Raw genomic sequence first — 22,604 nt, forward strand, 5'->3', positions numbered from 1 at the left:
CTGAATTGCGAAACAGTCTGGCTATTCTGTGCAATGCCGTCCAGTGGCGTGGTCACTATAGTGAGATCTACTCTCATTCAGGAGCTGTGCCATGCGACTCGACAGTACAACGTTCCCCGTGGTGAAAATCATCTTCGACGCGCCCAACGAAGGCGGCCCGGAAGATGCCTTTGTGGTCTTTGAAGGGTTGTTGGCCAGAGAGCAGGCCTTCTTGCTGCTGCACGAAAAATCCGTGGACGAAAACGCCCACGAGCACTCTCACGAGGAGCGCAGGCAAGCCTCGATCTGGATGAAGAAAAACAAACAGGCGCTGCGCACCTTCGTCAAAGGCATGATCCAGGTAGAACCCAGTGCCGCCCAACGCCTGGCCCTCAAGCCATTTGCCGCGATGTTCGGCAAAGCCTGGGGCTACCCACTGCTGGTCGTAGAGTCCAAGGACCAGGCATGGGCGCTGGCGCGGGATGTGCTGGATGAGCAGATATCCGACGTGGCGCACTTTTGACGTGTGCTCATTGAAAACGGTGGGGGCGGCTTGCTCGCGAAGGCGGTGGGTCAGCTACACCTTCAGTGACTGACACTGCGCCTTCGCGAGCAAGCCCGCTCCCACATTATTCGGTGGCGCCCTTTGGTTCAGGCACACCGTTCGGCCTACTGTGCTGGATGAGCCGGTTTCCAACGTCGCGCACTTTCTAGGTGTACGCAGTCAAAGCTGTGGGAGCTGGCTTGGCTGCGATAGCGGTGGGTCAGCAACATTGATGTCAGCTGACACGCCCTCATCGCAGGCAAGCCCGCTCCCACATTATTCGGTGGCGCCCTTTGGTTCAGGCACACCGTTCGGCCTACGGTGATAGATGAACCCGCTTCCAACGTCGCGCACTTTCTAGGTGTACGCAGTCAAAACTGTGGGAGCTGGCTTGCCTGCGATAGCGGTGGGTCAGCAGCATTGATGTCAGCTGACACGCCCTCATCGCAGGCAAGCCAGCTCCCACAGGGGTTAGGTGGCGTTCAGGAGCCCACGCAAACCACTCGGCACGACGGTGATGAATGAGCCAGTCTTCAACGTCGCGCACTTTCTAGGTGTACGCAGTTAAAACTGTGGGAGCGGGCTTGCTCGCGAATGCGGCGGGTCAGCGACACACCCGGTGACTGACACTGCGCCTTCGCGAGCAAGCCCGCTCCCACATTATTCGGTGGCGCCCTTTGGTTCACGCACACCGTTCGGCCTACTGTGCTGGATGAGCCAGTCTCCAACGTCGCGCACTTTCGAGGTGTACGCGGTGAAAACTGTGGGAGCGGGCTTGCTCGCGAATGCGGCGGGTCAGCGACACACCCAGTGACTGACACTGCGCCTTCGCGAGCAAGCCCGCTCCTGGACTGTTTTGGCGGCGCCCATCAATCCACACAAATCGCCCGGCCCAGCTTGCCTTTCTCCACCGTCGCCGAGCAGCCGAAGTGGCTGTTATCCACCTGGCACGTACCCGCTACAGGGCCGTTGCCCGATTGCGTGGTCACACTGGTCTGACACTCACCCTCGCACTGGCTCGAATCGGTGCACGCCTTGCCCGCGTCCCTGTACGGCGTGATGCACTTCCAGCTCTGCAACTTGCCGACCTGCCTCATCGTGCCACCGCCCGCCAGGCAGGTGGATGCGGCGGAATCCTGCGCCGGCGCAGCGGTGGGCGAGTGGGTCGAGCAGGCCGATACCAGCAACAGGGCGGCCAAGCCAATCATCAATTTCATGCAAAAGTCCTCGTGGAGTAAGCGCAGCGGCGCAGTGTACGGGCTATTGGACTCCTTTGATTGACGAGCGATCCCTACCTGGAAGTTGACCCATGCACACCCTATGAAAACGCTGTATTGCCCTGCTGGACTTCACGTTCCCTAGTGCGCCACCTGAGCGGCGCGTTTCAGGTATCCTGCGCGCCCCGTTTATCACTGATTCAAAGAAACAATGACCGGACAAGACATGCAGGCGCTGCTCGAGTCGATCCTCGACGAAGTTCGTCCACTGATCGGCCAGGGCAAAGTCGCCGATTACATCCCCGCACTGGCCGATGTGCCCGCCAATCAACTCGGTATCGCCGTGTACGGCAACGACGGCTCGGCCTACTGCGCCGGTGATGCCGACACGCTGTTCTCGGTGCAGAGCATTTCCAAGGTGTTCAGCCTGGTGCAGGCCATCGATCACGGCGGCGAAACCATCTGGGAACGCTTGGGCCACGAACCGTCGGGGCAACCGTTCAATTCCATGGTGCAGCTGGAATTCGAACGCGGCCGCCCACGCAACCCGTTCATCAACGCCGGCGCGCTGGTGATCTGCGACATCAACCAGTCGCGCTTTGCCGTGCCGATCCTGTCGATGCGCGACTTCGTGCGGCGCCTGTCGGGCAACCCGCAGATCCTGGTCAACAGCGTCGTCGCCGACTCCGAAGCCCAACACGGTGCACGCAACGCGGCCATGGCCTACCTGATGAAAGCCTTCGGCAACTTCCACAACGACGTGGACGCAGTGCTGCACAGTTACTTCAACTACTGCGCGTTGCAAATGAGCTGCCTGGACCTGGCCAGGGCCTTCAGTTTCCTCGCCAACGAAGGCGTGAGTGCCCACAGCGGCGAGCAGATTTTGACAGCGCGCCAGACCAAGCAAGTCAACTCGATCATGGCCACCAGCGGGCTGTATGACGAGGCGGGCAATTTTGCCTATCGCGTGGGTTTACCGGGCAAGAGCGGGGTAGGTGGCGGGATTGTCGCGGTGGTGCCGGGCCAGTTCACCGTGTGCGTGTGGTCGCCGGAGTTGAATGCGGCGGGCAATTCGCTGGCCGGGATGAAGGCGTTGGAATTGTTGAGCGAGCGGATTGGGTGGTCGGTGTTTTGATGGCCTGGGGATTCAGGGTTGATGCCCTGAAATCCCTTTGCTGGTTAGGCGTTGCGCGGCTTAACGAACAAATCGAGCATCAAGAACAACGCCCCGGCCGTAATCGCGATATCGGCAATGTTGAACACGCCGGTATGCGTCGGCCCCACGTTCAGCACCATGTAATCCACCACCTGCCCGTCGCGAAAAACACGGTCGATCAAGTTGGCGATACCACCCAGGGCAATCGCGTAAAGCGGCAAGACTTTACGCAATGGCTGGCTCCAGTTGGACAGCGACCACACCATCGCCCAGGCAACCACGATGGCCACGCCGACGATAAAGATCAGTTGTTTGACCTGCGGCGGCAACGCGGCGCCCAGGCTGAGGAAGGCGCCGGGGTTGAGGCTCAGTTCCAGCGCCAGGTTGATCGGGTTAGAGCCGATTTTGAAGCTGTTGGCGTGCAGTGAAACCAGGGCCAGCAGTTTGACCAGTTGGTCCACGGCAATAAAGGCCAGGCCGGCGAGGAGGGCGAAGGTGCGGCCTCGCAGTAGGGGCGACGTGCTCAAGCGGTAACTTCCTGTTTTGGGCTTTCGATAGAGCGCCCGAAGATAGCTCAGGCGCTCTACCTCGTCTATCTCAAGCCGTCGAGTGGGCCACGTTCAGGGCTTTGTCCAACAACAACTGGACACCTTCGAGCTTTCGGCAGATGCCTAGCGCGACATCGCGTTGGGAGCCGTCGATTTCAAAGGCCAGGCGGGATGCAATTCCACCGACGGGTGCCAAATCCTCGCAGGCGTTGACCAGCAGGGTTCAGTGTCTGGATCTGCGCGCAGTGAACAGTCGATGAGCCGCAAACCCAGTGCACCGTTTATCGACGCGCCCGATCAGTCGATCTCGGTACTGTGCGCCACCTCTTGCTGCTGCTCCAACGCCGCCAACCGCTCGGTCAACACCCCGTGCACACGCTCATACGCACCGGTGCCCAACAACAGCCGTTTTGGCGCTGGACTCACAGCGGCCACCTCCAGCATCGCCTTGGCCATCTTCACCGGGTCGCCGGTGAGTGCAAACCCACCACTGGCCACCGCCCTGCGCACATCCCCGGCGGGCGTCTGGTCATACACCGCCATCGGCGGCGGGCTCACCAGGGCCGCACCAAAGTTGGTGCGCGTGGGGCCGGGTTCCACCAATGTGAATTCGATGCCGAATGGCGCCACCTCCTGGGCCACTGACTCAACGAAACCTTCAATCGCCCACTTGCTCGTGTGGTACAGGCTGAAATTCGGATAAGCCAATTGTCCGCCTTCGGACGACACCTGCAACACCCGGCCGCCGCCTTGTTCACGCAGGAAGGGCAGGCACGCGCGAATCACCTGGATCGAACCCACCAGGTTGGTTTGCAGCTGCTGGTCGATCTGTTCGTCGCTGACTTCCTCCGCCGCGCCAAACAGCGCATAGCCTGCGCTGCTGACCACCACATCAATGCGCCCCAGCTCGGTAAAGGCCTGTTTGATCACGCGGCGGATGGCGGGCGTGTCGGTCACGTCCAGCTGCGCGAGCCACAGTTGCTCGGGATAGCGCGCCTTCAGTTCGTCCAAAACTTCGGGTTTGCGCAGCGTCGCCACCACTCGATCGCCGCGTTCAAGCAGTTGTTCTATAAGGGCTTTGCCGATGCCCGATGAGCTGCCAGTGATCAGCCAGGTTGTCTGCATGGGGGGTGACTCCTTGAGCCGCCGAGTGGGCGGACACTACGAACCACCGTACGCCCTCATGCCGGCTGCTACTATCACAACCTCGAAAACATGACCGACGCGACGAGTCGCCGGAGCGTGCCGATGTTGCCTAACCTTGCCGTTCAAACCGCCGCCAAGTCGGTGTTGCAGCAACTTGTGGCGTGCATCAAGCCCGAGTCGACAGAAGCGAGCATCGCCCGAATTGCCACGCAGTTACTCACCGACGCCGGCTACCCGGACACCTGGTACTACGACTGCCCGGCCTTTGTATTGCTAGGTTCGCGCAGCCTGCTGTCCGTGTCGGGTCGCGACTATCTGCCTGCTGAGGAACGGGTGGGAAGCCACAACCTGATCACCGTGGATCTAAGCCCAAGGTCAGGCAGCCAGTGGGGCGATTGCGCGCGGTCGTTTTACATGGAAGACGGTATTTGCCGGGCGATGCCGACAGGGGTCGAATTCAGCCGGGGCCATGGGGCCGAACGCGCATTGCACGACAGCATGCGACGCTTTGTGCGGCCTGAAACCACCTTCAATGCGCTGTATGAATTTGCCAATGATCTGATCGAGACGGCCGGTTTCGAGAACCTGGATTTCGCCGCCAACGTTGGCCACAGCCTCTGCGAACAGCGTGCTCAGCGGCTTTATATTGAAGCGGGCAACCTTCGGCGTCTCGACGAAGTGGCGTGTTTTACCTTCGAACCGCACATCCGTGAGCGGGGAGGCCGCTGGGGTTACAAGCACGAGAATATCTATTTCTTCAACGACGAGGGTGAAGCCTGCGAGCTATGAGCTGAACGCGGTCGTGAAGCGGTGCGAAAACACCTGGAGGTGTCAGATGCCCTGTGGGAGCTGGCTTGCCTGCGATTGGGGTGTTTCAGTGATGGGTGTGTTGGTTGACCACCGCCATCGCAGGCAAGTCAGCTCCCACCATTTGGTCTTCAGTGAATTCGAATGATCGTCTGGTGATGGTGGTGCTTGCGGGCGCCGAGTCCTCAGGGATAACAGGCGCGGCGCAGATCCAAAAATGTGGGAGCTGGCTTGCCTGCGATGGCGGTGGGTCAGCCAACACATCCGCCACTGCAAGACCGCTATCGCAGGCAAGCCTGCTCCCACATTTAGAGCGTCAGTGTGCTGACGTGTCTCCATGTGCCCGAACAAAAAATGCGCCCCTGAGGGCGCATTTTTTTGTTCGGTCAACTACCGCCTATTCAGGCAGTCGCATCCCACGCACGGTCACCGTTCTCGTCTTTGATCCGAGTCGGCAAGCCCATCACGTCCAGCGCTTTGAGGAACGGCTCGGCCGGCAGCTCCTCGACGTTGGCCATGTGCTTCACGTCCCACTCGCCACGTGCTACCAGCAGCGCAGCGGCCACTGGTGGCACGCCTGCGGTGTAGGAAATGCCCTGGCTGTCCGTTTCAGCAAAGGCTTCTTCGTGATCGGCCACGTTGTAGATGAACATCTCACGCGGCTGGCCATCTTTGGTGCCTTTGACCAGGTCGCCGATGCAGGTCTTGCCGGTGTAGCCAGGGGCGAGCGAAGACGGGTCGGGCAGTACGGCCTTGACCAGTTTCAACGGCACCACTTCCAGGCCTTCGGCGGTGGTGACCGGTTTTTCGGAGAGCAGGCCGAGGTTTTTCAGGACGGTGAACACGTTGATGTAGTGTTCGCCGAAGCTCATCCAGAAACGCACGTTGGGCACGTCGAGGTTTTTCGACAGCGAGTGCACTTCATCGTGGCCGGTCAGGTACAGGTTTTGCGAACCGACTACCGGCAGGTCGTCGGTGCGTTTGACTTCGAACATGGTGTTGCTGGTCCACTGGCTGTTCTGCCAGCTCCACACCTGCCCGGTGAATTCGCGGAAGTTGATTTCCGGGTCGAAGTTGGTGGCAAAGTATTTGCCATGGCTGCCGGCATTGACGTCGAGAATGTCGATCGAATCAATGCGGTCGAAATGCTGTTGCTGCGCCAGCGCGGCGTACGCGTTGACGACACCCGGGTCGAAGCCCACGCCAAGGATGGCGGTGATGTTCTTCTGTTTGCACTCTTCCAGGTGGTTCCATTCGTAGTTGCCGTACCACGGCGGGGTCTCGCAGACCTTGCCCGGCTCTTCGTGGATGGCGGTGTCCAGGTAAGCAACGCCGGTATCGATGCAGGCGCGCAGCACCGACATGTTGAGGAAGGCGGAACCTACGTTGATGACGATCTGCGAGTCGGTCTCGCGGATCAGGGCCTTGGTCGCTTCCACGTCCAGGGCGTTCAGCGCGAAGGCTTGGATGTCGGCGGGAACCTTGAGGCTACCCTTGGCCTTGACGCTGTCGATGATGGCCTGGCATTTGGAGATGTTGCGCGACGCGATAGCAATACGACCGAGTTCGTCGTTGTGCTGCGCGCACTTGTGGGCCACCACCTTGGCGACACCTCCTGCACCAATGATAAGAACGTTCTTTTTCAATTGCTTTATCTCTCCTTTATCCGCCAGCTTACGAAAGGCTGGACAGGTAGTCGTCGTAACCAAATTCACGAACCACCTCGACGGTACCGTCGAGTTGTTTCACTACGATGGACGGCATTTTCAGGCCGTTGAACCAGTTTTTCTTGACCATGGTGTAGCCCGCGGTGTCGATGAACGACAGCCGATCGCCGATGGCCAGCGGACGATCAAATTGGTATTCGCCGAAGATGTCCCCGGCCAGGCAGGATTTGCCGCACACCATATAAGTGTGATCACCCTTGCTTGGCGCCAGCTTGGCGTTGAGGCGATAGATCAGCAGGTCCAGCAGGTGGGCTTCGATGGAGCTGTCGACCACGGCGAGGTTTTTGCCGTTGTAGAGCGTGTCGAGCACGGTGACTTCCAGCGAAGCACTGTTGGTGATCGCCGCTTCTCCCGGCTCCAGGTAGACCTGCACGCCGTACTTCTCGGAGAACGCCTTCAAACGGGCGCAGAACGCGTCGATGGCATAGCCTTCGCCGGTGAAGTGGATGCCGCCGCCGAGGCTGACCCACTTGACCTTGTGCAGCAGCGCGCCGAAGCGTCCTTCGATGGTGCCCAGCATCTTGTCGAACAGGCTGAAATCGCCGTTCTCGCAGTTGTTGTGGAACATGAAACCGGAGATCTGCTCGATCACGCCTTCGATCTTCACCGGGTCCCATTCGCCCAGACGGCTGAACGGGCGCGCCGGGTCGGCCAGCAGGTAGTCGGAACTGCTCACCTGCGGGTTCACACGCAGGCCGCGGGTCTTGCCTTCGGAACGCTCGGCAAAGCGCTGCAGCTGGCTGATGGAGTTGAAGATGATCTTGTCGCAGTTATCCAGCATCTCCTCGATTTCATCGTCGGCCCAGGCCACGCTGTAGGCGTGCGCCTCGCCTTCGAACTTCTGGCGACCCAGCTTGAGCTCATACAGCGACGACGAGGTGGTGCCGTCCATGTATTGCTGCATCAGGTCGAACACCGACCAGGTGGCAAAGCACTTGAGCGCCAGCAGGGCCTTGGCGCCGGACTGCTCGCGCACGTAAGCAATCTTCTGCATGTTCACCAGAAGTTTCTGTTTATCGATGAGGTAGTACGGCGTTTTGATCATTTTTGAGAGCCTGCGGCGGTGCCTGCCAAAAAAGGACACGCATTGTGCCCGCACTTGGATCAGATCGAAAGGTTAGCGGGCGGATTTTGCTGCGCCGATTTTTCAAGCATACCCGCGCAGTATGACTATCTGTGGCTATACACCGATCTAATGTGGGAGGGGGCTTGCCCCCGATTGCGGTGTGTCAGCCAGCCTTTTCTTTGTTGACCCACCGCTGTCGGAGGCAAGCCCCTTCCCACATTGAGCACGGGGGCGCTGCCATCAAACCGTCATCTTGGCACCACGCTACTGCCATATTCCCTGGTTACTGTCCTCGCCAATGAGATCGATCTCAAGCGAGTGAGCATGACTGACCTAAAAGACGTTGCGCAGCTGGCCGGGGTATCCCGCGCCACTGCCGCCCGCACCTTTGCTTCCCCCGACCAAGTGCGCCCGGCCACCCGTGAGCAGGTGTTCGCCGCCGCCCGCGAGCTGGGCTTTAGACCGAACCTGCTCGGCCGTCAACTGCGCCTGCAAACCACCCAGCTGATTGGCGTGGTGGTGCCCAACCTGCTCAACCCGGTGTTTGCCGAACAGCTCCAGGCCATGGAGCGTGCCGCGCGGCTGCGCGGCTACAGCCTGTTGCTGGCGACCACCGACTACAGCAGCGAACGCGAAAGCATCGTTGTGGAGGAGTTGCTACGCCAACGCGTCGACGGGCTGGTGCTGACGGTCACCGATGCCGAAAGCAATAGCGTGCTCAACAGCCTCGCCAGCGAACAAACGCCGTTCGTGCTGGCTTATCACCAACCGAGCAACCCGAGCTACAGCGCCGTGTCGGTCGACAACCGCGCGGGCATGGCCCTGGCTACGCGTTATTTGCTCGAAGCGGGGCACCGACGCATCAGCATGGTCGCCGGCCCCGCGTTGCAGTCCGACCGCGCGCGCCTGCGCTACGCCGGCTATTGCGACGCGATGCGCGAGTACGGGCTTGAAAGCCGCGCAGTGATTGAAATGCCGGCCCACACCCAGGCCGCCTTCGCGGCGATCGAGCCGTTCCTCCAAGGCCCCCAGGCGCCGACTGCGCTGGTGTGTTCCAACGATTTCCTCGCGATCAGCCTGATCGCCGAGCTGCGCCGCAACGCCTGGAATGTGCCCGAGCAACTCTCGGTGATGGGCTTTGACGGCATCGCCCTCGGCACCCAGATGCACCCGACGCTGTGCAGCGTGGTGCAGCCCATCGGCCTGCTGGCCAGCACGGTGATTGACCAATTGCTCGCGCAGATCGCCGGCAACGCTCCGATTTCCCATTGCCTGCCGTGCCATATCCGGCCTGGCGACAGCACTCAACCCCTTGAGGAGACACCCGATGCGCGCGTTCAGTAAAACCCTGGCAACCGTGCTGCTGTGCGGCATGGCCAGCCTTGCCCAGGCGGCCGACACCGCGATTTGCTACAACTGCCCACCCGACTGGGCCGATTGGGGCAGCCAACTCCAGGCCATCGCCGCCACTACCGGCGTGCAGGTGCCGCTGGACAACAAGAACTCCGGCCAGTCGCTGGCGCAGTTGGTGGCGGAGAAAGCCGCGCCGGTGGCCGACGTGGTGTATTACGGCGTGACCTTCGGCTTGCAGGCGCAAAAAGCCGACGTGGTCGGCACCTACAAGCCCAAAGGCTGGGAGCAGATTCCAGCCGGCCTGAAAGACCCGACCGGCCACTGGTTTGCGATTCACTCCGGCACTTTGGGCATCATGGTCAACGTCGATGCACTGGGCGGCTTGCCCGTGCCGCAAAGCTGGGCCGACCTGCTCAAGCCTGAGTACAAAGGCATGGTCGGTTACCTCGATCCGTCCAGCGCGTTTGTCGGCTACGTCTCGGCGGTGGCGATCAATCGTGCTTTGGGCGGCGATCTGGATAACTTTGCCCCGGCCATCGACTATTTCCAGAAACTCGCCAAAAACGCACCCATCGTGCCCAAGCAAACCGCCTATGCGCGGGTGCTGTCCGGTGAGCTGCCGATTCTGGTGGACTACGACTTCAACGCCTACCGCGCGCGTTACAAGGACAACGCCAACGTTGCCTTCGTGATCCCCAAAGAAGGCAGCATCAGCGTGCCGTACGTGATGAGCCTGGTGGCCAATGCGCCGCACCGCGCCAACGCTGAAAAGGTCCTCGATTTCGTGCTCTCCGATGCAGGCCAGGCACTCTGGGCCAAGGCCTACCTGCGTCCGGTGCGCCCAATGAAAATGCCGGCCGACGTCGCCGCGCAGTTCCTGCCCGACAGCGACTACGCCCGCGCTGGCGTGGTGGACTACGAAAAAATGGCCGCTGTGCAGGAAGCCTTCGCCGCCCGTTACCTGAACGAGGTCAAGTAAGTGGTCGCATCGGCAAAACATGCAGCCTGGGCACTGGCCCCGGCCTTGGCGGTGCTGTTCGCGTTCTGGCTGTTGCCGCTGGCGCACCTGATGGTGCTCGGCACCGAGAGCCGCGACAGCAACGGCAGCGGTTATTGGCAGGTGCTCAGCAGCACGCAGTACCTGGGCAGCCTGGCGCAGACCTGTGTGCTGGCCGTGATTGTGACGCTCACGGCGTTACTGATCGGCGGCATCAGCGGCGTGTTTCTCGCACGTCAGCAGTTCTTCGGGCGTTCGGCATTGGTGGCATTGCTCACCTTTCCATTGGCGTTTCCCGGCGTGGTGGTGGGCTTTCTGGTGATCCTGCTGGCCGGACGCCAAGGCCTGTTTGCGGCCCTGGGCCTGCAACTGGCCGGTGAGCGCTGGATTTTTGCGTACTCGCTGGCGGGGCTGTTTGTCGGCTACCTGTACTTCTCGATCCCACGGGTGATCCTCACGGTAATGGCCGCGTGCGAAAGCCTCGACCGCAGCCTGGAAGAGGCCGCGCACTCACTGGGCGCCGGGCACTGGCGCGTGGTGTGCGACGTGATCGTGCCGGGGCTGGCGCCTGCGCTGGCCTCCTGCGGGGCGATCTGCTTTGCCACGTCCATGGGCGCGTTCGGTACCGCCTTTACCTTGGGCACGCGGCTGAACGTCACCCCGGTGGCGATCTACAACGTGTTCACCAACTACGCCAACTTTGCCGTCGCCGCCGCGCTGTCGGTGGTACTCGGTGCAGTGACCTGGGCGGTGTTGCTGCTCACGCGTCGCCTGGTGAAAAACGCGGGGACGGTCCTGTGAAGCGCTCATCGCTGTTTGTGATGCAACTGCTGTTTACCCTGCTGGTGTGCGCCTTCATGTTGGTGCCGGTGCTGATGTCGTTGCTGGCCGGGCTGACGCGTAATTTCTTCGTCGGCCTGTCCAGCGGCTTGACCTTCGACTGGCTGGTGCAGGTGTGGCAGGCCTATTCGCCCACGGTGTGGCTGTCGCTGCAGCTGGCCCTGGCCTGTGCAGTGTGCGTCTGCGTGATCGGCGTGCCGGCGGCCTATGCCTTGGTGCGCATGAAAAACCGCTTCAGCCGCGCCTTCGAAGAGCTGATGGTGCTGCCGGTGGCGATGCCGGGTTTGGCCAGTGCGTTGGCGTTGCTGTTGACCTACGGCCAGTTCGGCAGCTTTCGCAGCAGTTGGCTGTTCATCCTGGTCGGCCATGTGTTGTTCACCTTGCCGTTCCTGGTGCGCCCGGTAATGGCGGTGATGCAACGTCAGCAACTGCCGGTGCTGGAGGAGGCCGCCGCCAGCCTTGGCGCGGGGCCGATCAAGCGTTTTTTCAGCGTGGTCGTGCCCAATTGCCGGGCGGGCATCCTGGCCGGCGTGCTGATGGTGGTCACCCTGAGCCTGGGTGAGTTCAACCTGACCTGGATGCTGCACACGCCGATGACCAAGACGCTGCCGGTGGGGTTGGCCGACAGCTACGCCTCGGCGCGTCTGGAAATCGCCAGCGCCTACACCCTTATCTTTTTGCTGATGATCGTGCCGCTGCTGATTGCGTTGCAGGCCATCAGTGCTCGTTTGTCCCGTGGAGAGCGTCGATGACCGCTATCACTATCCGCCTGCAAGGCTGTCGCAAGGCATTCGCCGACGGCACCGTGGCCGTGCATGACCTGAACCTGAGCGTCGAAGGCGGCGAAACCCTGGCAATTCTCGGCCCCTCCGGCTGTGGCAAAACCACGACTCTGCGCCTGATTGCCGGCCTGGAACGCCCGGACGTCGGCCAGGTGTTTTTCGGCGATCAGGATGTCACCCGCCTGCCCATCGAGCGCCGTGATGTGGGCATGGTGTTTCAGAATTACGCGCTGTTTCCCAACCTGGATGTGGCCGGCAATATCGTCTACGGCTTGAAGATTCGCGGCATGTCGGCGCCTGAGCGCAACAAGCGCTGCGAGGAACTGTTGGAACTGGTGGGCTTGCAGCACCACGGCAAACGCAGCATCCATGAACTGTCGGGCGGCCAGCGTCAGCGTGTGGCCTTGGCCCGCGCCCTGGCGCCGCGTCCCAACGTGCTGTTGCTGGATGAGCCGCTGGCGGCCCTGGATGCGCAATTGCGCGAGCGCCTGCGCAGCGAGCTGGATCAACTGCTGCGCGGGCTTGGCATCACCTCGGTGTTCGTCACCCATGACCAGGGCGAAGCCATGGCCCTGGGCGACCGCATTCTGGTGATGGAACAGGGGCGTATCGCGCAACTGGCCAGCCCACGGGAGATCTACCAGCAGCCGGCCAATGCGTTTGTCGCAGGCTTCGTCGGCAACCTCAATGCCTTCTCTGTGCTGGCGCGGACTGCCCACGGCCTCAAAGTCTGCGGCGGCGAACTGCCGTGGCACGGCGCCGGTTTACCGAGCACCGTGTACTGCCGGCCCGAACACCTGCGCGTGATGGAAGACGAAGGGCACCTGCACGGCCATCTGGTCGCGCAGTTCTTCCAGGGCGCACAAAGCCGCCTGCTGGTGGATGTGGGCGGCCCGCAACCGCTGCTGGTGGACAGCAGCGACAACCAACTGCACCGCGTCGGCGCGCCGATTGCCCTGGCGATTGCGCCGCACATGGTGTTCACCCTGAATGCGTGAGAGCTTATTTTGAACCGTCCGTTTCTTGTTGCGCAGATCAGCGACCTGCACCTTAAAGCCGGTAACCGCCTGACCTATGGCGTGGTCGATACTCTCGGCGCACTGCGCCGCGCCGTCGACCACCTGAACGCCCGCTACCCTCGGCCCGATATCGTGGTGATCAGCGGCGACCTGGTGGATTTTGGCCGCGCCGATGAATACGCCGTGCTGCACCCGGAGCTGGCGCGCCTGCACATGCCGTGCTACCTGGTGCCCGGCAACCACGACACGCGCGGGCCGTTACTGGATGCGTTCGGCGATCACGCTTATCTGCCGACGTCGGCAGATGGCCCGCTGGATTGGGTTGTGGATGAGCATCCGCTGCGCTTGATCGGCCTGGACTCGACCATTCCCGGTGGTCACGGCGGCCAACTGCTCGACAGCCAATTGCAGTGGCTCGACGCGCAATTGGCACTGCGCCCCGAGGCGCCGACCTTGCTGATCCTGCATCACCCGCCGTTCAGCAGCGGCATCGGCCATATGGACCGCGAGCCCTTTGGCAACGCCGCCGCCCTGGAGCGCGTCGTCGCTCGTCACCCACAAGTGGAGCGCCTGTTGTGCGGGCATTTGCACCGCCCGATGCAGCGGCGTTTTGGCGGCAGCCTGAGTTGCGTGTGCCCTGGCACTTCGCACCAGATCGTGCTCGACCTGCAAGACGCCGCGCCTGCGCATTTCAACCTGGAACCGGCAGGCTTTGTGCTGCACCGCTGGGATGCACAGCACGGGCTGATCAGCCACAACGGCGTGTTCGGGGACTACCCGGGGCCGTATCCGTTTTATGACGCTCATGGATTGATTGACTGAGGTTTTACGGAGGTTCACTTCACTCAACTAAGCACTTGAATATTCGTTAACGCGGCGGCCAACCCAAGTTGGCCGCGTGCATCCTGCTGCCCTTTTTACGCGCCCGGAATCTGGATTCCGCGCCGGAGTTCGTCCTGATGAAAGCCACTTTGAATGTACTGAGCGTATTGACCGGCGGCCTGGGCATTGCCCTGAGCCCCTTGGCCTCGGCTGATTTCTTGAGTGACAGCACAGCCAACTTGAACCTGCGCAACTTCTACTTCAATAACGATAACCGCGACGGCGCCGCCGCACCGTCAAAGACCGAAGAATGGGGCCAGGCGTTTATCCTCAACTACCAGTCGGGCTTTACCGACGGCACTGTCGGTTTTGGTCTGGACGCCGTCGGCATGCTCGGTGTGACCCTCGACAGCGGCGCTGGCCGCCACGTGGGCAGCTCGATGATCCCCACCGATGACGGCAGGGCAGCCGACAGCTGGGCGCGCGGTGGTGCGACAGCCAAGGCGCGCTTCGCCAAGACCGAACTGCGCTACGGCTACCTGCGCCCGAACCTGCCGATCCTGGTGAGCAACGATGGCCGCCTGTTGCCGCAATCCTTCGAGGGCGCGCAGGTCACCAGCAAAGACATCGACAACCTCACGCTGATTGGCGGCCAGCTGCAGCACACCACCGGCCGTGGCTCCAGCGACCGCAGTGGCCTGGCGGCCGCGGGTGGCACGCAAGAGAGCAATAAATTCAACTACGCAGGTTTCGACTACCAAGTGAACAAGGACCTGCTGGTCCAGTATTACTACGCCAACCTCGAAGACTATTACCAACAGCACTTTGCCGGGTTGATCCATGTAGTGCCGTTGGGCGACTACGGCTCATTGAAAACCGACCTGCGTTATTTCAACACCACCTCCGACGGCAAGAACAGCACTGCGGCCGGGCGTGCCGAAGGGTATAAGTTCGGCGGCTACACCCAGAACGGCAACGGCGAAATCGACAACAACACCTGGAGCGCCGCGTTCATCTACTCGCTGGGCCCGCACGCGATCACCGCGGGTTACCAGCGAGTCTCCGATGACAGTAACTTCGCCCAACTCAACCAGGGTGGCCTGGTCAACAAAGGCGAGGGCGGTTCGAGCCTGTACCTTTACACCGACCGCACCGTGCAAACCTTCATCCAGGCCGGCGAACGCACCGCCTTTGCGCAATACGCCTACAACTTTGTCGCGCTGGGCCTGCCTGGCCTGAAGGCGTCGGTGATGTATTTGAAAGGCGACCATATCCTCACCACCGCCGGCAACACGGCCAGCGAATGGGAACGGGACATCTCCCTGGATTACGTGGTGCAGAGCGGCACGTTTAAAAACGTCGGGTTTGGCTGGCGCAACGGCGTGTCGCGCAGTGAAGTGGCGCGCGACCAGGATCAGAATCGGGTGTTTGTGAGTTATTCGATTCCATTGCTGTAAGTCGTCGAGTGGCGTACGCCCCAATTCACGATTGGGGTTTACGCCTAATCGCTGCTGCAACCCAGCAGAATCCAACGACTGCCTCGCGCATGGACATCCAGGGCGAACTCCCACCACACCGGGTAGCCTGGGTGGCCCTTAGCGAGGTGAAAGCTGTATATAGCATCGGCTTTATTGACCTGGGCACCTTCCAGCAGTTGCTCAACCAGCGAGGTTATTTCACTGCATTTAGCAGGCAGGTCGATTGGCCCGGCAGCCGGATCACCTGAGTAGAGCAACGACTCAAGAATGTGTGCCCGGGCTTCATCAACACTGATGAGTGTACTGCGGGGGACTTCGCATGACGAATTCACCGCTGATTTAAGCACCTCGATCAGCGGTCGGTTCGCATCCAGTGGACCATACAGGTCTATTGAGACGCTGTAGTTATTGCCGTACAGAAGTTGCTCGAGCCTGGGCAGGTACTCAGGTCTGCTGTTGTTTATCACCTGCATGCGGTCTCCGGGTCATTGCCGATTGAGGTTATCAGCGACTTTGCGTGGGTTGCGGTGTCGTCGCTCACGGGGTGAAAGCCACAGCGCAGATAAAACTTCATGGCACTTGGACTATCCGTGGAAAGACGCACTGCTTGAAACTGTTTAGCGGCGTATTCCAGTAAATAGCTGACCAGATCTCTACCAATACGCCGCTCACGCATCGCTGGATCAACGTATACCCGGCGTAGCCGACCGATTTGCGGGCCTGCGTATGGGTCGCGGGATAGGCCTCCAACGCCCATCAACTGGCCCTGTCGAAAGACTCCCACAAGGCACTCTCCCGGTTGGTCAAACCGGTTCGTGCGGTTTTCCCATTCGGTTATCAGCCGCGTCAGGAACCTGAACCCTTCGGCAACGGCCTGCTTTTCCAAATTGCGCAGCTGCGCGGGAGGGTCTTCCAACGTGCGTATCGAAAAGTCTTCACTGGGTTGGGTCATAAATAATCCCACTAGGTACCCGCACAGTTTATTTCAGCACGCAGAGGCTGGGGTGAATGAATCGCTGCGGGAAACAGGGCTCGCTGTTGCTAGCGGACCTGTTGTGGCTAGCGGGCTTGTTGTGGCGAGCGGGCTTGCCCCGCGTTGGGGGGCGAAGCCGCCCTGAACCCGGCTGGCGCGATGTGCCCGAATGGGTGCGGCGCTCTTAGTGGGGCTGCTGCGCAGCCCAACGCGGGGCAAGCCCGCTCGCTACAGGAAGCCCACTTAACACAGCAAGCCACAGTGGTTCATCAGTGTCGCTCACGACACCCGATTCCGGCCTGCGCCCTTGGCCTCATACAATTGCATGTCCGCCCGCTTGAGCAGCCCCAGGGAATCGCGGTCCGAGGGCTGCGCGATGCTCACACCAATACTCACCGTAACCTGGCCCACTGTCGGGAAGTCTGCCGCCGCCACGGCCGCACGGATTTTTTCGGCAACCACGTCGGGGCTGTCCGGCTCTTCAACCTCCGGCAGCAATACCGCAAATTCTTCACCGCCGTATCGCGCGACAAAGTCGGTGGCGCGCGTGGTGCTCTCGATCAGCGCCGCCAGTTGGCACAGCACGTCATCGCCGACGGCGTGACCGTAGGTGTCGTTGACGCGCTTGAAATAGTCGGCGTCGATCAGCAGCAAGGCAAAGGTGCGGCCGGTGCGTTGGAACAACAGGCTGCTCTCGGCGAGTTTTTCGTCGAAACGGCGGCGGTTGTAAACGCCGGTCAGTGCGTCGTGCGTGGCCAGTTTCAGCAGGTCGGCATTGGCCTGGGTGAGGGCGGCAGTGCGCTGGGTGACGGTGGCTTCCAGCGAGGCATTGGCTTCCTGCAGTTCGCGCTCCTTGGTCAGCAAGGATTGGGTCATGCTGCTGATGGAGCGGCCCAGTTGGGCGATTTCCAGCACCGGATGCTCCTGGGGGAAGACGGCGCCGGGCTGCTGGTCTTGCACCTGTTTGGCGGACCTGGCCAGGCGCTCGATGGGGCGGCTGAGTGACGAGGCGAGGTAATAAGCGGCTAGCACAAAGATGAACGCCGCGAGCACGCCCAGCATGAGTAATTTGTACAGCAGGTTGTGCGCCGGTTGCAGTGCGACGTCTAACGGTTGTCGCACCATGATGTACCAGTTCATTTTCGCATTCGACGGGCTCGGCACCGCCACCGATGCCGTGACGTAGCCGTTGCCGGTGAACCAGCCAGCGGGCGTGTGCAGTTGGTCCAGCGGCATTTGTTCGCCCGCGAGCAATTCCGGGTAAAGCACCTTGCCGTCAATGTCGACGATCAACGCCTCGATCTGTGGAATGGCATCCTTTTGCATCACGGCGGAATCGACGATCTGGGTGACCCAGCTCCAGTGGGCATGGGCGCCCAGCACGCCAATCGTGTCACCCTGGGCATTGCGTATCGGTGCGGCGAAATCGATAAAGCGCAGTGGCTCACCGTCCGCCGCTCCCGGCAGCAGCTTGGCGAGCAACACCGCTTCGTGGGGATCACCGGTGTACTCGGCGCGCATGCCGGCCTGAAACCATGGCCGCTGCTGCACTGATTGATTGACCAGCAAGCCGTTGACCGCCTGGCGCACGCGCCCGTCAGCATCGGCCACGCCCATCCATGCATACTCCGCGCGCGATTGGGTGCGCAGTTCCATCAGCGTCAGAATATCCGGCGCGGTCAGGTCGCCCTTGCGCATGATCGGTGCCTTGCTCAACAGCGACACTTCCAGTTGCCGCTCGCGCAGTTGCACGGCCAACAGCGCGGCCGTCGAGCGCGCCGTGCTGAGCAGCGAGTTGCCGCTGGCCTGCTTCATCTGCTCGGTGGCGATATGGCCAACATAGAGGCCCACGCTCAGGAGTGTGACCAGTGATAAACCGGCAAACCATAGGGTCAGGTGACTGCGCAGGCTGGCTTTGATCATGGGGGCTCATTTGAGTGTTTATTTTGAGCCATGGTATGCGTTATGGATGGGCTACGGCCAGCAGCAGGCGCGCTTATGTGTTGGTCTTCAATTTGGTCCACAGCCGGGTGGCCAGCCGCGCTATCGCCGGGGGCAGGTCTTCGACGATAAACAGGCTGTCCATCACGCTTTTCGGCGGGTAGATCGCCAGGTCCTGTTTCACGGCCGGCGTGAGAAACTCATCTGCCGCGCTGTTGGGGTTGGCGTAGTGGATGCTGTTGCTGATGTTGGCGATCACCTTGGGCTCGAGCAGGTAATTCATATAGGCGTAGGCGTTCTTTTCGTGCGGCGCGGCCTTGGGCATCACCACCATGTCCAGCCACAGCGTCGAGCCTTCCTGCGGGATCGAGTAGGCAATCTCGATACCGTTTTTGGCTTCTTTCGCGCTCGCGGCCGCCTGCACCACGTCGCCATTGAAACCGATCACCGCGCAGATATTGCCGTTGGCCAAGTCACTAATGTACTTGGATGCGTGGAAGTACTGGATGTAAGGGCGGATTTTCAACAGGGCCTGTTCGGCCTGTTTATAGTCGGCCGGCTCATGGCTGTGATGGGGCAGGCCCAGGTAATTAAGGGTAATGGGCAGGATCTGCGTCGGGTTGTCGATGATCGCCACGCCGCAGGTGCTGAGTTTTTTGATCGTGTCTTCATCGAAGAACATCTTCCAGGACCGGGTGACGTCGGTGCTGCCAAAGAGTGCCTTGATCTTCTCGACGTTATAACCGATACCCGCCGTGCCCCACATATAGGGAAAGCCGTACTGGTTGCCCGGGTCGTTGACCTCAAGCTTTTTCATCAGCAGCGGGTCGAGGTTTTTCCAGTTCGGCAACTGGCTGCGGTCGAGCTTCTGGATCGCGCCCGCCTTGATCAGCCGCGACAGAAAGTGGTTTGAAGGGCTGACCACGTCGTAGCCGGTGTTGCCGGTCATCAACTTGGATTCGAGCACTTCGTTGCTGTCATGGATGTCGTAAGTGGGCGTGATGCCGGTGGCCTGAGTAAAGCGTGTGAGGGTGTCGTCGGCGATATAGCCGTTCCAGTTGGAGATATTCACCTCTTCAGCGGCATAGCCGGCCGCCGAAAACGCACCGAGCATTACCGCCACGGACCATTGCTTGATGTGCATTGCATTCACCTTTGTTGTTGTCAGATTTCTGATCGGGCACGCACCGCTTCGATGCGCATGCGCAGCAGGGCGCCGAGGTCGAACAGCGGGCGCGGCGGCAACCAACCGGGCTGCGCACGCTGGATCACCGATTGCAGCAGCGGCGATTGGTGCCCCGAGGCCCACTCCGCCATCAACCGCCCCCACAGCGTGCCGCGCGCGACGCCGGAACCGTTGCAGCCAGCGATGGCGTACAGGTTGTCTTGGACCTTGGCGAAGTACGGCTGGCCGGACCGCGACGCACTGAGGTGGCCGGTCCAGGTGTAATGGATGTCCTGTTCGGTGAGCCACGGGAAGCGCCGTTGCAAACCCAGCACATGGCGCTGGCGGCGCTGCAGCAAGTCGGCGTTGGACAAGTCGCGGGTGCGGTACTCGGCGGTGTTGCGAATCATCACGCGCCGGTCCGGCGTGAGTCGCACGGTGGCACCCAGTGGCCGCGTCGACAGCACGCCCCAGGGCGCGGCGGCGCATTCTTTTTCTGTGAGTGGGCGGGTGAGGCTGGCACTCAGTTCCATGGGGAACGTGGCGCTTTGGTCCAGCCCGACACGCGGGATAAACGCATTCAGGCACACCAGCACATGTCGCGCTTCAATACTGCCCGCACGGCTGGTCGCGCGCAGGGCGCCGTTGCCCGTGCGCTCAAGGCCGGTGATGTCAGTGTTTTCAAACAGGCTGACCGAGGCTGGCAACGCGGCCAGCAAGCCCTTCACGTACTTGGCCGGTTGCAGCAGGGCGTTGCCGTTGCCGCACCAGATGCCGGCCTGGTAATGCGCGGTGCCGAGTTTCTGGCACAGCGCCTCGCCTTGCAGGCATTGCGCAGAGGCGCCCAGGGCAAGCAAGGTGGCGAGTGTGTGGTCGACGTGATCGAGCTTGTCTGCGTCATGCACGGCGAAGAAGTAACCGTCGTCGCGAAAATCACAGTCGATGCCATGGCCGGCGATGCGTTGGCGCACCTCGTCACTCGCCGCGCGTGAGATCGCGGTGTCCACTTCAAAACCCTCGAAGCCTGCGGTGCCCAGCAACTCGCTTTCGGCCGGGTGTTCGTGCGCCACCACAAACCCCGAGTTTCGCGCGGAGGCGCCCTGGGCCGCGCACTGACGGTCAACAATCACGATGCGCGCTTCGGGGTGCAGGGTTGCCAGGCTATGGGCGGCGCAGAGCCCGGTGATGCCGGCGCCAATCACCAGCCAGTCGGCCTGTTGTGTGCCGGTCAAGGCGTTACGAGCGGGCAGGGGTTCGGTTTGGGCTATCCAGCCACAGATATTGTCCACGTGTGCCTCGGCTGCATGCGTTGTTCGCATGAATGATTTAAGTCGATGGCTGGAATCTATAGGGGCTTGGGTGATACAACCAACGTTATAAAATCATCCAGCTATTCGGAATTCGCATGGATAAGCTTCGTCACGTGCCGTCGCTGCAGGGCCTGCAGGCGTTGGTGGAAGTCAGCGACAGCGCCAGTTTCACCCAGGCTGCGCAGACGCTGTGCCTGACCCAGAGCGCTGTCAGTCGCCAGATCCAGCAATTGGAGAGCCATTTCGGCGTGGCCCTGTTCACACGCACCAGCCGCAGCCTGCGGCTGACAGCCGAAGGCGAGCAGGTGCTGATTTACGCGCGCAGTATGTTGGCGCAACTCAAAGTGCTCGAAGACCGCATTTCGCCGCACACACGCCCGTTTCGCATCCGCCTGCACGTGTCGCTGGCCGTGCGCTGGCTGCTGCCAAAGCTGAGTGATTTCTACCGGTTGCACCCGGACATTTCCCTGGCCATCGAGACGGTTGCCACCGAAGGGGTCGAGCCGGCCGACGACAGCGATGCCTACATTCAGTACCTGCCCACGCCGCCCACTGATCCGAAGTGCCTGACGCTGTTCCAGGAACAGCTGGTGCCGGTGTGTGCACCTCAAGTTGGCCCGTTATCAACCTTTACAGACCTGCGGCACGTGGCGCTGCTGCACCGTTCAGTCGACCGGCAGGACTGGCGCGTATGGTTGGCCGCCAACGGCGCCGGCACGCTGGACGACTACCGGCACATCCCCTTCAACCTTGACGAATTGGCGCTTGACGCCGCCGCGCGCGGGCTGGGCGTGGCAATGACTGACTTGACCCTGGCGGCCGAATCCATCGAGCGCGGTGTGCTGGTTGTGCCGTTGGGCGAACCGTTGATGACGGGCGGCGTTTACGCGCTGTGCGTGCAGCCGCAGGCTGCGTCCCACGCAGGCTGCGACGTGGTCATGGCGTGGTTCGCCCACCAGGCGCAACGCTGAACCACAAACGTACAAGATTCAGCGCAAACCGCCTCAGTAGACTCGCCGGACTTCTTCTACTGCAGGTTTCTCCATGGACATTTTCCTCTACGCCTTCAGCGTCATGTACAGCCCCGGCCCCGTGAACCTGATGGGGCTGAATGCCGGGCTCACCGGCAAATTCCGTCGCTCCAGCGGGTTCTACCTCGGCGTGGGCTGCGCGATGCTGTTGATGTTCGTGCTGTTTGGCTACACCGGCGAGGCGATCATTTCCCAGGCGGCACTGCCGTATATCTCGCTGGTCGGCGGTGTGTACACGCTGTACCTCGCCTACCAGGTGTTCACTGCCCGCACGGTGGTTGAAGAATCTTCAAGCACGCCGGGCAAGGCCCTCACGTTCTGGAATGGCCTGGTGATTCAGTTGCTCAACCCCAAGGGCATCGTGGCGGTCTTGCCGATTACCAGCGTGATGCTGCCGGCGGCGCATATCACCGGGGCGTCCATTGCCGGGGTTTCGGCGTTGCTGGGGCTGGGCGCGGTCGGCGCGCCGTGGATTTACGCCTTGCTGGGCGCGGTGTTGGGGCGGCGGATCAACGGCGCGTCGGCGTTCACCGTATTCAACCGGTGCATGGGCCTGGCGTTGGACGGTTGTGCATATTTCATGTTTCACGCGTTCTATGTACACCTGATTTCAACATGAGCGGATCTTGTGATCATCTGGAATATAATGAGTTTGTCTCACGATGAGTGGGTGTCGACAATGGCTGCCATCAAATATCGACAT

The 22,604-nt window shown here is 61.3% G+C and carries 22 protein-coding genes and 1 pseudogene; 12 read left to right on the plus strand and 11 right to left on the minus strand.

Features of this window, described 5'->3' with window-relative positions; genetic code table 11:
- The first annotated feature begins 91 nt into the window (after positions 1–91).
- The gene (locus tag AACV02_RS20975; RefSeq protein ID WP_119741731.1) at positions 92–502 is read left to right on the plus strand and encodes a hypothetical protein; all 411 of its coding nucleotides are present in this window, start codon (positions 92–94) and stop codon (positions 500–502) included.
- Between the two features lie 890 nt (positions 503–1,392).
- On the opposite strand, the gene AACV02_RS20980 is transcribed toward AACV02_RS20975, so the two are convergent.
- Positions 1,393–1,740 carry a hypothetical protein gene (locus tag AACV02_RS20980; RefSeq protein WP_119741734.1) on the minus strand — a complete coding sequence of 116 codons (348 nt, stop codon included), beginning with the start codon at positions 1,738–1,740 and terminating at the stop codon, positions 1,393–1,395.
- Positions 1,741–1,966: 226 nt separating this feature from the next.
- On the opposite strand from AACV02_RS20980, the gene glsB reads away from it, so the two are divergent.
- Positions 1,967–2,875, plus strand: coding sequence for a glutaminase B (gene glsB / locus AACV02_RS20985; RefSeq protein ID WP_119741736.1), 909 nt, complete (start codon positions 1,967–1,969; stop codon positions 2,873–2,875).
- 44 nt (positions 2,876–2,919) lie between these two features.
- On the opposite strand, the gene AACV02_RS20990 is transcribed toward glsB, so the two are convergent.
- The 3 genes and pseudogenes from AACV02_RS20990 to AACV02_RS20995 all read right to left on the minus strand — a co-directional run bounded on the left by AACV02_RS20990 (position 2,920) and on the right by AACV02_RS20995 (position 4,569).
- Positions 2,920–3,423, minus strand: coding sequence for a signal peptidase II (locus tag AACV02_RS20990; protein ID WP_119741738.1), 504 nt, complete (start codon positions 3,421–3,423; stop codon positions 2,920–2,922).
- A gap of 70 nt (positions 3,424–3,493) precedes the next feature.
- Positions 3,494–3,667 (minus strand): annotated as a pseudogene (locus tag AACV02_RS30995) (DUF6124 family protein); the annotation flags it as partial.
- A 74-nt stretch (positions 3,668–3,741) separates the two neighbouring features.
- A complete protein-coding gene (locus AACV02_RS20995; protein ID WP_119741740.1) occupies positions 3,742–4,569 on the minus strand; it encodes an SDR family oxidoreductase in 828 nt (275 codons plus the stop codon).
- Positions 4,570–4,659: 90 nt separating this feature from the next.
- Here AACV02_RS20995 and AACV02_RS21000 point away from each other — a divergent pair, with 90 nt between their 5' ends.
- Positions 4,660–5,379 (plus strand): M24 family metallopeptidase, encoded by a 720-nt coding sequence (locus AACV02_RS21000; protein WP_256680535.1) that lies wholly within the window; start codon positions 4,660–4,662, stop codon positions 5,377–5,379.
- Between the two features lie 419 nt (positions 5,380–5,798).
- On the opposite strand, the gene AACV02_RS21005 is transcribed toward AACV02_RS21000, so the two are convergent.
- Together AACV02_RS21005 and AACV02_RS21010 are read right to left on the minus strand one after the other, a co-directional pair.
- On the minus strand, positions 5,799–7,043 hold the full coding sequence (locus tag AACV02_RS21005) for a saccharopine dehydrogenase family protein (RefSeq protein ID WP_106577791.1): 1,245 nt from the start codon (positions 7,041–7,043) through the stop codon (positions 5,799–5,801).
- 28 nt (positions 7,044–7,071) lie between these two features.
- Positions 7,072–8,169: a carboxynorspermidine decarboxylase gene (locus tag AACV02_RS21010; protein ID WP_119741744.1), complete on the minus strand. Its 1,098-nt coding sequence runs from the start codon at positions 8,167–8,169 to the stop codon at positions 7,072–7,074.
- Between the two features lie 345 nt (positions 8,170–8,514).
- Here AACV02_RS21010 and AACV02_RS21015 point away from each other — a divergent pair, with 345 nt between their 5' ends.
- From AACV02_RS21015 to AACV02_RS21045, 7 genes are all read left to right on the plus strand, one after another.
- On the plus strand, positions 8,515–9,534 hold the full coding sequence (locus tag AACV02_RS21015; protein WP_106577793.1) for a LacI family DNA-binding transcriptional regulator: 1,020 nt from the start codon (positions 8,515–8,517) through the stop codon (positions 9,532–9,534).
- On the plus strand, positions 9,518–10,522 hold the full coding sequence (locus AACV02_RS21020; RefSeq protein WP_119741746.1) for an ABC transporter substrate-binding protein: 1,005 nt from the start codon (positions 9,518–9,520) through the stop codon (positions 10,520–10,522). Before AACV02_RS21015 ends, AACV02_RS21020 begins: the two co-directional genes overlap by 17 nt.
- The gene (locus AACV02_RS21025; RefSeq protein ID WP_119741748.1) at positions 10,523–11,341 is read left to right on the plus strand and encodes an ABC transporter permease; all 819 of its coding nucleotides are present in this window, start codon (positions 10,523–10,525) and stop codon (positions 11,339–11,341) included. It begins immediately after the preceding gene.
- Positions 11,338–12,132: an ABC transporter permease gene (locus AACV02_RS21030; protein WP_119741750.1), complete on the plus strand. Its 795-nt coding sequence runs from the start codon at positions 11,338–11,340 to the stop codon at positions 12,130–12,132. The genes AACV02_RS21025 and AACV02_RS21030 overlap by 4 nt, the downstream gene beginning before the upstream one ends.
- A complete protein-coding gene (locus AACV02_RS21035) occupies positions 12,129–13,160 on the plus strand; it encodes an ABC transporter ATP-binding protein (RefSeq protein WP_106577797.1) in 1,032 nt (343 codons plus the stop codon). Before AACV02_RS21030 ends, AACV02_RS21035 begins: the two co-directional genes overlap by 4 nt.
- Positions 13,161–13,169: 9 nt before the next feature.
- Positions 13,170–14,003, plus strand: a complete 834-nt coding sequence (locus tag AACV02_RS21040) for a phosphodiesterase (protein ID WP_106577798.1) — start codon at positions 13,170–13,172, stop codon at positions 14,001–14,003.
- 137 nt (positions 14,004–14,140) lie between these two features.
- Complete coding sequence (locus AACV02_RS21045) at positions 14,141–15,460, plus strand: OprD family porin (protein WP_119741752.1); 1,320 nt, start codon at positions 14,141–14,143, stop codon at positions 15,458–15,460.
- 44 nt (positions 15,461–15,504) lie between these two features.
- Here the strand turns inward: AACV02_RS21045 and AACV02_RS21050 are convergent, their stop codons facing one another.
- The 5 genes from AACV02_RS21050 to AACV02_RS21070 form a co-directional block, all read right to left on the minus strand.
- Positions 15,505–15,954 carry a hypothetical protein gene (locus tag AACV02_RS21050; RefSeq protein WP_119741754.1) on the minus strand — a complete coding sequence of 150 codons (450 nt, stop codon included), beginning with the start codon at positions 15,952–15,954 and terminating at the stop codon, positions 15,505–15,507.
- Entirely contained in the window at positions 15,945–16,433 is a 489-nt protein-coding gene (locus AACV02_RS21055) for a GNAT family N-acetyltransferase (RefSeq protein ID WP_119741766.1), read from the minus strand. The genes AACV02_RS21050 and AACV02_RS21055 overlap by 10 nt, the downstream gene beginning before the upstream one ends.
- 300 nt (positions 16,434–16,733) lie before the next feature.
- Complete coding sequence (locus AACV02_RS21060) at positions 16,734–18,377, minus strand: sensor domain-containing diguanylate cyclase (RefSeq protein ID WP_119741768.1); 1,644 nt, start codon at positions 18,375–18,377, stop codon at positions 16,734–16,736.
- A 73-nt stretch (positions 18,378–18,450) separates the two neighbouring features.
- Positions 18,451–19,539: a polyamine ABC transporter substrate-binding protein gene (locus AACV02_RS21065; protein ID WP_119741770.1), complete on the minus strand. Its 1,089-nt coding sequence runs from the start codon at positions 19,537–19,539 to the stop codon at positions 18,451–18,453.
- Between the two features lie 20 nt (positions 19,540–19,559).
- Complete coding sequence (locus AACV02_RS21070) at positions 19,560–20,849, minus strand: NAD(P)/FAD-dependent oxidoreductase (protein ID WP_119741772.1); 1,290 nt, start codon at positions 20,847–20,849, stop codon at positions 19,560–19,562.
- 116 nt (positions 20,850–20,965) lie between these two features.
- On the opposite strand from AACV02_RS21070, the gene AACV02_RS21075 reads away from it, so the two are divergent.
- Together AACV02_RS21075 and AACV02_RS21080 are read left to right on the plus strand one after the other, a co-directional pair.
- Positions 20,966–21,841 carry a LysR family transcriptional regulator gene (locus tag AACV02_RS21075; RefSeq protein WP_119741774.1) on the plus strand — a complete coding sequence of 292 codons (876 nt, stop codon included), beginning with the start codon at positions 20,966–20,968 and terminating at the stop codon, positions 21,839–21,841.
- 73 nt (positions 21,842–21,914) lie between these two features.
- The gene (locus tag AACV02_RS21080; protein ID WP_119741776.1) at positions 21,915–22,520 is read left to right on the plus strand and encodes a LysE family translocator; all 606 of its coding nucleotides are present in this window, start codon (positions 21,915–21,917) and stop codon (positions 22,518–22,520) included.
- Positions 22,521–22,604: the final 84 nt, after the last annotated feature.

The sequence above is a fragment of the Pseudomonas sp. Larv2_ips genome, assembly GCF_963879675.1.
In the GTDB taxonomy this organism is placed as follows: Bacteria; Pseudomonadota; Gammaproteobacteria; order Pseudomonadales; family Pseudomonadaceae; genus Aquipseudomonas.